The 12,989-nt window shown below is 62.2% G+C and carries 11 protein-coding genes; 10 read left to right on the top strand and 1 reads right to left on the bottom strand.

What is annotated here, in order from left to right; all coding sequences use genetic code 11:
* The first annotated feature begins 20 nt into the window (after positions 1-20).
* Positions 21-2,456 (top strand): HAD family hydrolase, encoded by a 2,436-nt coding sequence (locus NAP1_RS14575; RefSeq protein WP_007166094.1) that lies wholly within the window; start codon positions 21-23, stop codon positions 2,454-2,456.
* A complete protein-coding gene (locus tag NAP1_RS14580) occupies positions 2,453-3,265 on the top strand; it encodes a class I SAM-dependent methyltransferase (protein ID WP_007166095.1) in 813 nt (270 codons plus the stop codon). The genes NAP1_RS14575 and NAP1_RS14580 overlap by 4 nt, the downstream gene beginning before the upstream one ends.
* Before the next feature lie 111 nt (positions 3,266-3,376).
* On the opposite strand, the gene NAP1_RS14585 is transcribed toward NAP1_RS14580, so the two are convergent.
* Positions 3,377-4,195: a flagellin gene (locus NAP1_RS14585; RefSeq protein WP_007166096.1), complete on the bottom strand. Its 819-nt coding sequence runs from the start codon at positions 4,193-4,195 to the stop codon at positions 3,377-3,379.
* 265 nt (positions 4,196-4,460) lie between these two features.
* Between NAP1_RS14585 and NAP1_RS14590 the strand changes: the two genes are divergently transcribed.
* From NAP1_RS14590 to NAP1_RS14625, 8 genes are read left to right on the top strand one after another with little or no spacing between them, the layout of a single operon-like run.
* A complete protein-coding gene (locus NAP1_RS14590; protein WP_007166097.1) occupies positions 4,461-5,789 on the top strand; it encodes a sigma-54-dependent Fis family transcriptional regulator in 1,329 nt (442 codons plus the stop codon).
* Positions 5,786-6,151 carry a flagellar hook-basal body complex protein FliE gene (gene fliE, locus NAP1_RS14595; protein ID WP_007166098.1) on the top strand — a complete coding sequence of 122 codons (366 nt, stop codon included), beginning with the start codon at positions 5,786-5,788 and terminating at the stop codon, positions 6,149-6,151. Before NAP1_RS14590 ends, fliE begins: the two co-directional genes overlap by 4 nt.
* 5 nt (positions 6,152-6,156) lie before the next feature.
* The gene (gene fliF / locus NAP1_RS14600; RefSeq protein WP_007166099.1) at positions 6,157-7,800 is read left to right on the top strand and encodes a flagellar basal-body MS-ring/collar protein FliF; all 1,644 of its coding nucleotides are present in this window, start codon (positions 6,157-6,159) and stop codon (positions 7,798-7,800) included.
* Positions 7,797-8,840, top strand: coding sequence for a flagellar motor switch protein FliG (locus tag NAP1_RS14605; protein ID WP_007166100.1), 1,044 nt, complete (start codon positions 7,797-7,799; stop codon positions 8,838-8,840). Before fliF ends, NAP1_RS14605 begins: the two co-directional genes overlap by 4 nt.
* On the top strand, positions 8,824-9,474 hold the full coding sequence (locus NAP1_RS14610) for a FliH/SctL family protein (protein ID WP_007166101.1): 651 nt from the start codon (positions 8,824-8,826) through the stop codon (positions 9,472-9,474). The genes NAP1_RS14605 and NAP1_RS14610 overlap by 17 nt, the downstream gene beginning before the upstream one ends.
* A 7-nt stretch (positions 9,475-9,481) precedes the next feature.
* Positions 9,482-10,834, top strand: a complete 1,353-nt coding sequence (locus NAP1_RS14615; RefSeq protein WP_007166102.1) for a FliI/YscN family ATPase — start codon at positions 9,482-9,484, stop codon at positions 10,832-10,834.
* Positions 10,827-11,258: a hypothetical protein gene (locus tag NAP1_RS16120; RefSeq protein WP_007166103.1), complete on the top strand. Its 432-nt coding sequence runs from the start codon at positions 10,827-10,829 to the stop codon at positions 11,256-11,258. Before NAP1_RS14615 ends, NAP1_RS16120 begins: the two co-directional genes overlap by 8 nt.
* Before the next feature lie 44 nt (positions 11,259-11,302).
* Positions 11,303-12,961 carry a hypothetical protein gene (locus NAP1_RS14625; RefSeq protein ID WP_050750438.1) on the top strand — a complete coding sequence of 553 codons (1,659 nt, stop codon included), beginning with the start codon at positions 11,303-11,305 and terminating at the stop codon, positions 12,959-12,961.
* Positions 12,962-12,989: the final 28 nt, after the last annotated feature.

Here is a 12,989-nt window from a genome sequence, read left to right on the forward strand (position 1 = left end):
CACTGGGAGAGCGCGACGCCATGAACCACACCATTCTGCCGCACGAATTACCCGGCGCTCTCGACCGAGCGCCCGAGGGCGTCAAAGTACTCTCGCTCGATTGTTTCGATACGCTTTTGTGGCGCGATTGCCATGCACCGACAGACGTGTTCGCCGGTCTCGATGGGCTGAGTGTGGGGCAGCGGGTGCGCGGAGAGACGCAGGCGCGCAAGCTCAAGGCCATTCGTCAAAGAGGCAGCGAGGTTGCGCTCGGCGAAATCTACGCAGAGGCCATGCCCAATGCGACCGCAGGTGAGCGCGATGCAGCGATCGCACAGGAGCTCACCTTGGAGGCGCGCACCTGCTTTGCCTTTGCTCCGACAGTAGAGCTGATGCGTCAGGCCAAATCGCGCGGACTTTCGATCATCATCGTATCCGACACCTATCTCGATGCGAAACAGCTCACCCGGCTCATCGAAGATGCAGCGGGCAAAGAGGTCGCCGCGATGATAACCCGTGTCTTCGCGTCGAGCGAGGCGGGAGTCTCCAAATCGCAGGGCCTTCTCGCCAAGGCGCTCAAGGCGATGAAAGTGCAAGCGGGTGAGGTGCTCCATATCGGAGACAACCCGAAGGCGGATTACGAGAGCGCACGCGCGCTTGGCATTCCGGCTCTCCACCTTTCGCAATTCAGCGAGTCGGCGCGAAGCCGGTTGCGGCTGGAGCGGGCCTGCGGGCAATTCGTCGGCGACACGAATGAAGCTGTGCGCGGATTGATGCCCCAGCGCGCGTTGCTTGCCGATCAAGAGCCGCAAGTGAGCGACAAGGCAGAAGCACTCGGCCTCAGCGTCCTTGGCCCTGTCTTTCATGCCTTTGACCAGTGGCTAAGGCAGGAGGCTGAAACTCTCGGCTCGAACAGTAAGGGGCGCGTCCATTGGCTCTTCATGCTGCGCGACGGGCACTTGCCGCAGATCGTTCACGCGGCTGGCGAAGAAGCGCCAAGCACCGCGCGAATCGAGATCAGTCGGTTCACCGCAATCGCCGCCGATCTGACAACGCGCGAGGCCTATGAACGGCAATGGATGCTGGAGGCCGCGCTCAACCCGTCGACACTGGCAAGGCAAATGCTGTTCGACGAAAGCGAGATCGCGCGCATTGTCGGTGATCCCAAAGGCGAGAGGGCGAAGGCGGAGGCGAGCCAGCGCCTGCAGGGCGAGCTGCGAAAAGGGCAGCGACAAAAGCTTACGCGCAGAAGCTCACGTGAACGCGCCGAGCGGCTGATCAACCACGTGCGCCAAGCGGTCGTTCCGAAGCCGGGCGATGTGCTGATGCTGGTCGATCTTGGCTACAATGGATCGGCTCAGGACCGAATTGATGCTCTGCTGGCGCAGGCGTTCGATTGCCATGTCGCCGGTCGCTACCTGTTGCTGCGCGAAATGGCTGCGAGCGGGCTCGACAAGAAGGGCCTGATCGACGCGCGCCATTTCGATCCGGAATTGCTCGAAGCGCTATGCGCCAATGTCGCAGTGCTTGAACAACTGGCCACCTGCGCGACCGGATCAGTGGTCGACTACACGAGCGAGGGTGACCCGATCCGGACGCAAAATTCGGTGAAGGGAGCGCAAAGCGAGGTGCGTGAGCGAGTGCAGAACGGCGTGGTTCAATACGCCCGCGCCGCCGCCCGCCCGCCGGTTATTCGAGAGCAAGACCCACACCGAGAGCGAGCCTCGCGCGAAGCGGCGCTCGCGACGCTCATGCGCTTCATGTTCCTTCCGGGCACCGATGAACTCGAAGTGGTCAAGAGCTTCGAGCATGACGTCAATCTGGGCAGCGAACGCATGGTCGCCCTGTTTGATCAGGCGCACGCCCGCGCAGGGATGAGACGCCGAGGTCTGTTCTACATGAAGGGGGCAGAGCGCATGTTCCTGCCCGCAGAACTGGAGGCCGACGACATCCATTCGCGCCTGTCGCTACTCGTGCAGAAACGCTTCGCTCTTGGCCTTTCCTACACCGATGGCTCTGCGCATTCGATTGCGCTCTCGGCAATCGTGATGAGCGATGGCGACGGGGCGCACACCCGTATCGAGGCGCAAAGAACGCATGAAGGCTTTTTCGCGGCAAGAGTGCCCATCCCGGCGGGTGCGAAGGCCGTTGCCCTGGTTGTGGGGTCCGTTTTCGAGTGGTTCGAGCTCGCCGAGATCTCGCTCAGTCCCATCGCCAGCCTCAAGGGCGAGACGGACATGGATCAGGAGCGCCGCAACCTCGCACCACACTTTGACGGAGCGCGTGAACACGCATCAGGCATCGTCGAATGCACCAATCCGGGGGCAACATTGGTGGCATTTGTCCCGCCCAAGCTGGATGAAAGGGCACCGCATATGATCGAATTTGTCCTGCGCCCCCTTTGCACGCGTTCGGCTTCGACCGACGCTCTTCGACCGAACCAAACCACAAACACTATCAAGGATGCCGCCGCATGAGTGAACTGCTCATCCATTCCATGTCCGAGTTTTCGAGTGTGATTCTCCCGTGCCTCGAACAGGCAAAAGCACGCGAGATTGTCGAGATCGGCAGCGAATTCGGCGGCATGTCCAAAGTGCTCGCCGGGTGGACGGGAGAGCGCGGAGGATCGCTGACCTGCATCGACCCCGAACCAGCTGATGGCTTTGCCAGCTGGACCAATGAACATGCGCACGTCCACCACGTCGCGCGACCCAGTCTCGAAGCGCTGGGCGATCACGACGCAGCCGATGCCTGGTTCGTCGACGGCGATCATAACTACTACACCGTCATTCACGAATTGCAGGCGATCGACCGAATCCAGCGCGAGGCAGGCAGGCCGCTGCTGGCATTCATGCATGACGTCTCCTGGCCGTGCGCAAGGCGCGATTTCTACTATGCCCCTGACCGGGTACCCCCCGGCTGGCGTCACCCGCACAGCTATGATCACGGCGTGCGCCTCGACGCTGACGAAGTGCTCGCAGGGCGCGGGATGCGCGGGATGGGCTCGTTTGCGGTAGCCCTTGAAATCGGGGGGCCGCGCAATGGCGTGCTCACCGCTGTCGAGGACTTCCTTCGCGAAGCCGACACCAAGGAGCGTCCGCTTTTCTACGTGCATGTTCCTGCGGTCTTCGGGCTCGGGATCATCTTCGATGCATCGGCCAGCTGGTCGACGCCGATCGCAGAATTCCTGCTTCCTTATCATGCGAACCCGTTGATCGCCCGGCTCGAGGAAAACCGGCTGCGCAACTGGCTTGAAGTGATCGATTGGCAGGATCGCTGCGCCTGACGCGGCGGCCAAACAGCCGCTCTCCTTGATCCCGACAACACGAAACCCGGAGCCTTTCGACCCCGGGTCCCTTGTCACTCCCCGCGAAGGGAGCGTCTTGGCTCGATGGACTTACCGCAGGAGCGAAAGGACGTTCTGCTGCGACTGGTTCGCCTGTGCGAGCATCGCGGTCGACGCCTGTCCCAGGATCTGAGCCTTGGCGAGCGCGGTCGTCTCGGACGAGTAATCCGCATCCTGAATGCGCGAGCGCGCATCAGTGAGGTTGGTCGCGGTTGTCGTCAGGTTGTTGATCGCCGATTCCAGTCGGTTCTGACCGGCACCAAGCGAGGATCGTGCCGAGTTCACATCGGACAGGATGCCATCGACATTGGTGATTGTCGTGCCGGCTTGCGTTGTATCGCTGACATTCAGCCCGGATGCGCTGATGTTGGTGCCATCGATTGCGGTGCTGGTCAGCGTCACATTACGGCCCGCGTCGATCTGGATATCGACCGTGACGTCGCTGCCGCTGGTCGTGCTGAACAGGGTCACGCCGTTAAACTCGGTGTTGGAGAGAATATCGGTGATCTGGCCGCGCAGCTCGTCGACTTCCTGGTTCATGAATCCGCGAGCGTCCGCATCATACGTGCCGCTTGACGATTGCACCGCCAGTTCGCGAATTCGCTGAAGCATGTTGGTGACTTCGTCGAGCGAGCCTTCAGCGGTTTGCGCAAGTGCAATGCCGTCATTGGCGTTTCGGATACCCTGATTGAGAGCTCGAATGTCGCTGGTGAAACCGGTGGCGATCGAAAGGCCCGCAGCATCGTCAGCTGCGCCATTGATACGCTGGCCGGTCGAAAGGCGTTCCATCGAAGTGCTCAGCATGTCGTTGGCGCGCATGCTCGCGTTCTGGGCCTTGAGGGCTGAGATATTGGTGTTGATTACGGACATTGGTCAAACTCCCTTGGGATCTGAGGAAAAGTGGTCACCGCTCAGGCGACACTGCGCCGCCGTTGCTGAGAGGTAGAGCGACCATTGAGGCGGGAGTTTAAGGGCCTTTCGTGACTTATCGGGGCAGGCCCCACCGTGTCGGCGATGAACGCTTACGTGCTTTTCAGGATAAGTCCTAAGGGCAGCAACTAGGGCTTAAATTTGCTCTATCTTGGACGTGCGGGCGGCAAATCATTTCCACCAGAACTTGCCGAAGGTGGATAGCATGACAGGCCTGAACACGAGCGCCGTAACCCCGTTCCCCGTTGAACCGAGTGTTTCGCGCAGCTCAGAATTCGCTCCAGCCCAGGCACCACATGCAGCTTTGCTCGATTCGACATTGCCGCTCCTTTCTCAGAGCTGGCAAAAGGATCACCTGCTGATTGGCGAGAACGGCAAGTTCGTGCCGCTGAAAGGTGGCAGGCAGGCTGGCGCTCTTGCAATCAACCTTGCTCACGCGCCAAGGGCGGCGCTTTGCCGCGCTCAGGCCAGCATAGTCACGCTCGCCTACGACCCTCGTCAAAGCGCGGCCGCTCAACCGGCGCTTTTGGCGAGCGCCGCTCAGCCGGGCTGGCCCATTGCGGGCGATACCGAGAGCCTGGCGCTGCTGACTCTGGCCGAGCGGATTGCGAAAAGTGCCATTCCTGTTCTTCTCGAAGGGCCGACCGGGACAGGCAAGGAAGTGATGGCGCGCTTCGTTCACACGATGAGCGAGCGTCGGTCAGGCCCCTTCCTTGCGATCAATTGCGCAGCGATGCCCGAAGCAATGCTCGAGGGATTGCTGTTCGGTCATCGCAAGGGCGCTTTCACCGGAGCGGGCGAGGCACGCGAGGGCCTTTTCCGCGCAGCCGATGGAGGCTCCTTGCTTCTTGACGAGATTGGCGAATTGCCGCTTGCGCTTCAGGCAAAGTTGCTGCGCACCTTGCAGGAGGGCGAAGTTCTGCCGCTTGGCGCAACGAAGCCCGTCAAAGTCGACGTTCGGATAATCGCCGCCACCAATCGCACACTGTCAGCCGAAGTTGCCAAGGGGCGTTTCCGCGAAGACCTGCTTTACCGGCTCAACGTATTTCCGCTTTCCATCCCGGCCTTGCGCGACAGGCGCGGCGATATCGCGCCGCTCGCTTTCGGCATGTTGCTCCGCCACGCCTGTCAGCCGGGAAGCCCGACATGGATATCGGGACAAGCCATGGCGCTGCTCGAAGCGCATCCGTGGCCCGGCAATGTGCGCGAATTGGAAAATGTCATTCGCCGCGCGATCCTGCTCGCAGGCAAAGAACCGCGCATCGGCAGCGAACACATCGTTTTCGATCTGGCCGCGCGCGCTGCCGAGGCACCGGTGGTAGCCGCCCCTGTGCCTGTGAGCGGGCCTTCGCCAAGCTCGCTATCGGACGTCGCTTTCCGATCGGAAGCGAAGGCGATCCTGAGTACGCTGCAAACGCATAATGGCCACCGGGGCAAGACCGCCCGCAGCCTCGGAATTTCGGAGCGGACCCTGCGGTATAGGCTGGCTTCAATGCGCGAATCCGGGCTGATCGCAGCCGGAGGTGAGGCATGAGCGGCGTCGGGGGCGCGGGCGGGCCGATGGCTTCGGTCAACCAGATCATGGCACTTCGGCAGGAGGTCCTTGGACGCAGTGAGGCACTTCAGCAGGTGCGGGCCGCAACCGGGACACAGCCGATCGACGCCGCCCAGCCAGCCAGCAGCTTTGCAAATGCGCTCAATGGCGCGCTTCAGGAAGTCAGCGCTGTGCAGGCAAAATCGGGCGCGATGCAGGCGGCGTATGAGCGCGGCGAGGTCACCGATATCGCCAAGGTCATGCTGGCTCGTCAGGAAGCAGGCGTCGCATTCGAGGCGACGCTCCAGGTGCGCAACAAGCTTTTGTCCGCTTACCAGGACATCATGCGGATGGGGAGCTAGCGTAAGTGGCAGAGGCAAACCTTCCCGCTGCGGGCGCTGGCGCGATCCCGCTTGAGCCAGCGCCTTCGTTTGCGGCTGGCGACTGGCGCGAGCGAGCGCGAGCCTTCATGGCGCAGCCAGCATTTCAGCGCGCCTTGGCGGCACTTGTCGGATTGATCGCTGTCGTGGTTGCCGGTGCGCTTTACTTTGCGATTGCGCAGGGGCCGCAGCGTATCCTGTATTCCGACCTCTCCGATGTCGAGCGCGCAAAGGTGGTGCAGGCGCTTGAGACCGGCGGTATCGGCTACGCCATCGACAATTCGACCGGTGCCATAACCGTCGCAGAAACCGATCTTTATCGCGCCCGCATGCTGGTTGCGAGCGACACCGGACTTGCCGCGCCAGAAGGGGCGAGCGCGATGCTGGATGCTATCCCGCTCGGATCGAGCCGAACGCTGGAAGGCGAAAGGCTGAGACTTGCCCGCGAACGCGAATTGATGCTCACCATCCGTGAGATCGACGGGATTGAGAGCGTGCGCGTCCACCTTGCAACGCCCGAGCGATCGGCCTTCGTGCGCGAGAATAATCCGCCCAGCGCCAGCGTTATGGTGCGCCTTGTTAGCGGTCGCTCGCTTGGCCGGTCGCAGGTCGAGGCGATCGTCAATCTCGTGTCTGGCTCGGTCCCCGGTTTAACGCCGGACAAGGTTCGCGTGGTCGATCAAAATGGGCGGCTCCTATCGGCTGCGCGCGAAGAAGCCTTGGGCGGGCTCGTGCTGCAACGCGAGTTCGAAGCCAAGCTGCGCGAGCAACTGGGCACCTTGCTCGCGCCGCTTTTGGGAGAGGGCAATTTTTCAAGCCAGGTCCAGGTGGAACTGGAGCAGGAGGAATCGACGTCTGCGCGCGAAAGCTACGATCGCGAGGGCGTCATTCGCAGTGAAAGCGAACGCAGCGCGACCCGGATGGCAGGAGGTGCGGTCGGAGGGATCCCGGGTGTTGCCGCCAACACCCCGCCGCCCGACGCGCAATTGGTCGATGGTCCGCCTGAGGCAACCGCCGTCGACGGCGAGCAGGCTGCTGACCGCGATCAGGAGGTCTCGACACAGCGCAATTACGAGCTCGGTCGCGAGGTTGCCGTCACCTCCACCCGGCCAGGCGGATTGGTGAAGCTTTCGGTGGCGGTCGCGGTAAGCGATGCTGCGCTTGCGGCCGCAGCACCCATGACTGCCGAGCAGCTTCAATCACTTATAAGTGCCGCTGTTGGCGCTGATGAGGGGCGCGGTGACACAGTAGAGGTTGTCGTGAGTGCATTCGAGAATGCGCAGACCCAGCCGCTCGCTTTCTACGAGCAGAAATGGTTCGCTGACGTCCTTCGATATGCCACCGCGCTGATTGCCGTGCTCCTGGTTCTGCTTCTCGGCGTTCGACCTTTGGTCAAACGTTTGCGCGAGCCGTCTGCTGCCGCTGCTGAACTGGCGTCTGACGAAGGCGAGGGAGACGAAACAGCTTACGATCAACAGCAGATCGCCGAAGAGCCTGTCTCGGACGCATTCCCGCAGAAGGTGGAACTCGCCCGCCAGCTCGCCGCCAGCCAGCCAGACCGGGCAGTCGAGGCGCTGCAACGCATGCTCGACGTGTCGGCAGAAACAAAGGCTAAGGCGAGCGCATCATGAACGAGGCGAGCGAAATGCTTGAACAGGCAACTGACACGGCTTTGCCAGAACGGCTTAGCAGGATCGACCGGGTCGCGGTCTTTCTGATGCTGCTCAGCGATGACGAAGCCGTCGGATTGCTTGCGCGGCTCGGGCCTGACGAACTTGAACGGATCGGCGCTTCGATGTGCGCGCTTGGCGAGATTGATCAGGGGGCCATGACCGAGGCGCTCGACGATTTCGTATCGGAAAGTTCGCGCGAAGTGATCACCGGACAGGACCGGACCGGCCAGGTGCGTACTCTGCTCGAGCGCTCGCTCGGCCCGACCAAGGCGGAAAGCATGATGCTGCGGATCGAGCCCGATGCCCGCCCGCGCACTATCGAAATGGCACGCTGGTTGGCCCCTTCGGTATTGCTCAAACTGGTCGAAGACGAACACCCGCAGGTGATCGCCGCGCTTCTGCTGTTGCTCGATCCCGAGCCAGCTGCGCAGGTCCTGTCCGAGCTGCCCGGTCACATTCAACCCGGCGTGGTCGAACGGGTGGCATCGATGGGCAACGTGTCCGCCAAAGCGGTTGCCATGATCGACGAGCTTCTCTCGCAGCGCATTGGCGCAAGCTTCGGAGCGAGCGCGCTCAGCGTCGGGGGCCCGCGTGAAGCTGCGCAGCTGATCAACCTTGCAGCCGGAGAAGTTCGCGGCACCGTCCTACCCGCCATCGCCCAGCGCAACGCGCCCTTGGCCGAAAAGATCGAAGAAGAGCTGTTCACGTTCGAAATGCTGTTCGACCTCGAGCCCAAGGATATGGGTGTGGTGCTGCGCGATGTAGAGAGCGAAGTGCTCATCGATGCGCTCAAGGGCATCAGTGAAGAAGAGCGCGAATTCTTCTTCCGTGCCATGTCTTCGCGCGCAGCTGACGGCATCCGCGACGAGATCGAGCTGCGCGGACGCCTGACCCGCAGCGAAGTTGACGCAGCACAGCGCAAGGTCGTCGATCTTGCGCGCAAGCTTGCCGATACGGGTGAGATCATCTTGGGAGGCGATGATGGCGAATTCGTCTGACTGGATCGATGCGCTCGAGCAGGTCGATGCGCAAGAACAGCCCAGGGTAGACGACTGGATCAGCGCACTCGCTGATTCTGGCGGCTTTGTCGAAGGCCTGCCATCCGCCGGCATATCGTCGCCCGCTCCGCTGACAACGCCGCCACCTTCAGAGGGAGAGCCGCAGACCGAGGATACGCCTGATCACATTGCCGAAGCCTTCGAAACCGGCAAAGCAGAGGGAATTGCCGAGGCGCAATCCGAGCAAACCAAGATTGAAAGCGCCAGACGCGAACTGCGGCTCACTTTCCAAGCATTTGACGGTGAAGCTACAGACGCGTTCGCGGCGGAACTGGCCGAAACCGTCATGGCGCTTTGCGAGGCGGCGATTGCAGATTTTCGTGCAGATCCGGAAAGTCTCCTCGCGCGCTGCAAGATCGCTGCTTCACGCTTTGGGGCAGCTGCGAGCGATTGCAGACTCCATCTCAATCCAGCAGATCTGGAGCTGCTGGGCGATCAGGCGCTTTCAGACTGGGATGTGATCGCGGACCAAAGTGTCGAACGCTCGGGCCTTCGGTTCGAGGCCCATGATGGCACGATCAGCGACACGCCGACCGATTGGCGACGATCGATCGCTGCCGCGTTGAAGGGGTAGGCTTGTCATGCTCGACACGATGGCCCTCGAACTGGCGCGCTTTCGAGGTGCTGCAATAGAGCGCGGCCCTGTCCCCTCGGGCAGGGTCGTCGCCTGTGATGGAGGGCTCATTGAAGTTTCGGGTTTAAGCGTGCCGATCGGTTCGCTTGGCGCAATTGAGAGCGACAGCGGCGACGAGCCATTGGCAGAGGTCATTGGCTTTCGGCGCGGCCATTCGCTGATGATGCTTTTGGGCGATGCGCAATTGCTGCAACCGCGCGCAAGCGTTCGCGCGATCGGTTCGCCGGGCAGCGTGCGTGTGGGAGATGCGCTTTTGGGCAGAGCCGTCGACGGGTTGGGCCAACCGATTGATGGCGGTCCAGCGATCCACGCTAGCGAAACCTGGCCGCTCTTGGGAAAACGCGAAAGCGCGCTTGCACGAAGCGGTGTCTCTGAAAGCTTCGATTGCGGAGTTCGGGCCGTCAATGCGCTGGCGACAATGGGTGTAGGCCAGCGCATGGGCATTATCGCCGGTTCCGGCGTTGGCAAGTCGGTTTTGATCGACACTGTCGCCGCCAACGCCAAGGCTGATCTTGCCGTCATCGCGCTGATCGGTGAGCGCGCCCGCGAGGTCTCGGACTTTGTTACCCGGCATATGTCGGGCGCTGAGCGCGGCCGCATGGTGGTGGTGGCTGTGCCTGCAGACCATGCACCGAACCTGCGCCTTCGCGCCGCTCAGTATGCTAGCGCGATTGCAGAGCACTTTCGCGCGAAAGGCCGGAAAGTCCTGCTTGTTCTCGACAGCCTCACCCGCGTTGCTCATGCCGCGCGCGAATTGGCGTTGGTCCTGGGCGAGCCGGGAGCGGCGCGCGGCTATCCGCCCAGCGCTCTTTCGACGATCACGCGGCTCGTCGAGCGGGCGGGTAACTGCGCGACTTCGGGCGGAGCGGTTACGGGGATCTATTCGGTGCTGGCTGACGGGGACGATACGTCCGATCCGGTTGTCGATACAGCGCGAGCGATCCTCGATGGGCATCTGGTCCTTTCGCGCGAGCTCGCCCAGCGCGGCCATTATCCCGCAATCGATATTCCCGCATCGCTCAGCCGGGTGATGCACGACATTGCTTCGGCCGAGCAGCTGGAGGCGGCTCGCCGATTGCGCGCCTTGATTGCGGCGCGCGAACACAACCGTGACCTGGTCATGATGGGGGCATATCGCGCTGGATCGGACCCCGATCTCGATTGTGCGCTTGCCCATTCGAATGCAATCGACGCGTTCCTACAGCAACCGCGCAACGCTTGCGTCAACATGACCCAAAGCCGTGCGCAGCTGATGGATATGCTCGCAAAAATCGATGCGCCTCTGGTCGCCAATGCGTGAACGTGCCCGCCTGAAGTTTGCTGCACGCCAGTCCCTGCTAGCCAAAATGGCGCGGCGCGAGGCCATGGCAGGCTTCGCCGATGCAGCGCGCGAAGAATTGCGAAGCGATACGCTGGCAGAGCGCAGCAAACATTTGCTTGCACAGTACACGGACAAGCCGGGCCATGCCTGCGCGCAAGACCTACGCGACCTTCACGCTTTCGCGCAGTCGCTCGGGATCGTGGCTTCGCAGGCAGAGGAAGCCCAGCACGATGCGAGCGCGCAGATGCAATGGCATGCTCAAACCCTTGCCGAGGCTTCAGCGCGCGCAGACGCGGCTGATGACCGGCTCCTGAGTGCGAGACGCGCACTGTCAGTGGCGCTCGAGAGGCGCGAGGAAGAAACGCCCCGGCGTGTGGCACGCAAGTTGCAGACTGACGAGTAGGAAGCCGAGCAACAAGGCGCGGCACGAGAACTCGGGAATTGCGCGTGATCGACCTCAACTTTCGCCTGCTCGCTGGAAGCGCGAATTACTCTGTCCAACCAGAACCCACTTTGCCCGGTGATTTGGGCGCAGAAATCGTTGCGAAAGAGGGGTTTAGCGAGGTGCTCGAAGGGGCCCTTGCGCCGCTTGAGGAAGCTTCCGGCGACTGGGTGAGCGCGGGAACTCCAGCCCTTCCAGCGCCAATTCAAGACCCCGGCAATTTCATGCCGACAGCCGGAAAAACATTGCCTGATCGACCGGGTCAGGCTGCTGGCGAGTTGGAACCGCAAGCCGCCGCGACGATCCGGTCGGCGACTAATCCCGCTCCCGTCGCATCAGGTCTTATCCGTTCGTCAGAACACGGCATCGAGGCTGAAATGGCAACCCCGAACCTGCCGCCCGAGAGCGATGTAGCGCAAGGCGAGGCCGAACCGACCGCGGCTGGCTTCAAGCGAACTGCTCCAGCAACTCGTCAGTCACCGCTGCCTGCCGATCCGGCTGGTGGACGTGAATCTGGGCAGGCAATGCTTGATCGAAAGGAGCTTCCAACGAGCTCCGGCCCTCCGCTGCGCGTTCAAGACAATCCGACCATTGAGCCCGAGCAGGTCGACGCGGAACCAAGACTGGCGATGCAGCTACCGCAGCCTGTGCCAATCATGGGTTCTACGAAAACGTTCGAAGAGGCCGACCAACAACAACCCCGCCGACCAACTCCAGCGCCGCCTCTCGCTCAGGAACGTTCGCAGCCTGCCGAGCCACGCCCCCTCCTTACTGTGCCTCAGCCCGTGGTTGCCACGCTCGCCGGAGGCGGATCACTGCCAGCTCCTCCGCAAGAGACCGCGCCGCCCAAAAAGACGCCCAGCCAGCGCCACTTTCGAGCAGAGTCAGTGCCAATTACGGATGCGGCACCGCCGCGCGCGGACAGTCGCCCGGTTGAAAAACCCGCATCAGAGGCGGCGTCCATTTTCAATGCAAAGGGCCCAGCTGAGCCGACTCCGGCCAAGCTATCTCAGAGCGTCTTGGGCGAATCCGCCGGTTCGCCCTCGCCTACTTCCACATCCTCTGGCATTTCATCAGTTCAACAGCCGCTGGCGCAGGCTCAATCCCCATTGCAGGCTCTGGCCCAGGTCCCGGTTGCCGGGCCGCAAGCGGCCAGCGACATTCGCTCCGAAAGCCGTCCCGCGACCGCCCTTGAAAGCGTGATCGATCATCTCGCCGAAACCCGCGAAACCGGTCGTACGGCAAAGTCCCACGTTACGCTTCGCCATCATGACTTTGGCGCCATCAATGTGCGGCTCGAAGCAACCGGGTTCGACCTTCGCGCGACCTTGTCGGCACGTGATCCGGGATTTGTCATCGCCGCTCAATCAGCTTTGGCCGACAGAGCCATCGTGGCCGCTGGCGAGGGCACCGCAACTCAATCTCAACGCGGGCACGAACATTCGCCCGGCCAGCAAGGCCAGCCGGGTCAGAACTCGCATTCCGGACAACCCGGCGCGCACGGTGAGCCACGATACGGGTCATTCCTTGGGTCAGGGCAAGGCTCCCCTCAACCATACTCGGCGCAAATCATGGACAGCGATGAAGAGGCTGATCTGATGCCTGCACCTCCCACGCAAGAAAGCGGCGGCGGTTCAGCGCACGACAGCGACCTGTTCGCGTGAGTGAAGCGTGATGCGCAAGAGGATCTGA

The organism is Erythrobacter sp. NAP1 (assembly GCF_000152865.1).
GTDB lineage: Bacteria > Pseudomonadota > Alphaproteobacteria > Sphingomonadales > Sphingomonadaceae > Erythrobacter.

Bases quoted from the DNA above. Each gene is read 5' to 3' on its own strand.
- fliE (WP_007166098.1), top strand. From the start codon at position 5,786: ATGAGCGGCGTCGGGGGCGCGGGCGGGCCGATGGCTTCGGTCAACCAG.
- NAP1_RS14580 (WP_007166095.1), top strand. From the start codon at position 2,453: ATGAGTGAACTGCTCATCCATTCCATGTCCGAGTTTTCGAGTGTGATT.
- NAP1_RS16120 (WP_007166103.1), top strand. From the start codon at position 10,827: ATGCGTGAACGTGCCCGCCTGAAGTTTGCTGCACGCCAGTCCCTGCTA.
- NAP1_RS14615 (WP_007166102.1), top strand. From the start codon at position 9,482: ATGCTCGACACGATGGCCCTCGAACTGGCGCGCTTTCGAGGTGCTGCA.
- NAP1_RS14585 (WP_007166096.1), bottom strand. From the start codon at position 4,195: ATGTCCGTAATCAACACCAATATCTCAGCCCTCAAGGCCCAGAACGCG.
- NAP1_RS14610 (WP_007166101.1), top strand. From the start codon at position 8,824: ATGGCGAATTCGTCTGACTGGATCGATGCGCTCGAGCAGGTCGATGCG.
- NAP1_RS14590 (WP_007166097.1), top strand. From the start codon at position 4,461: ATGACAGGCCTGAACACGAGCGCCGTAACCCCGTTCCCCGTTGAACCG.
- NAP1_RS14605 (WP_007166100.1), top strand. From the start codon at position 7,797: ATGAACGAGGCGAGCGAAATGCTTGAACAGGCAACTGACACGGCTTTG.
- NAP1_RS14575 (WP_007166094.1), top strand. From the start codon at position 21: ATGAACCACACCATTCTGCCGCACGAATTACCCGGCGCTCTCGACCGA.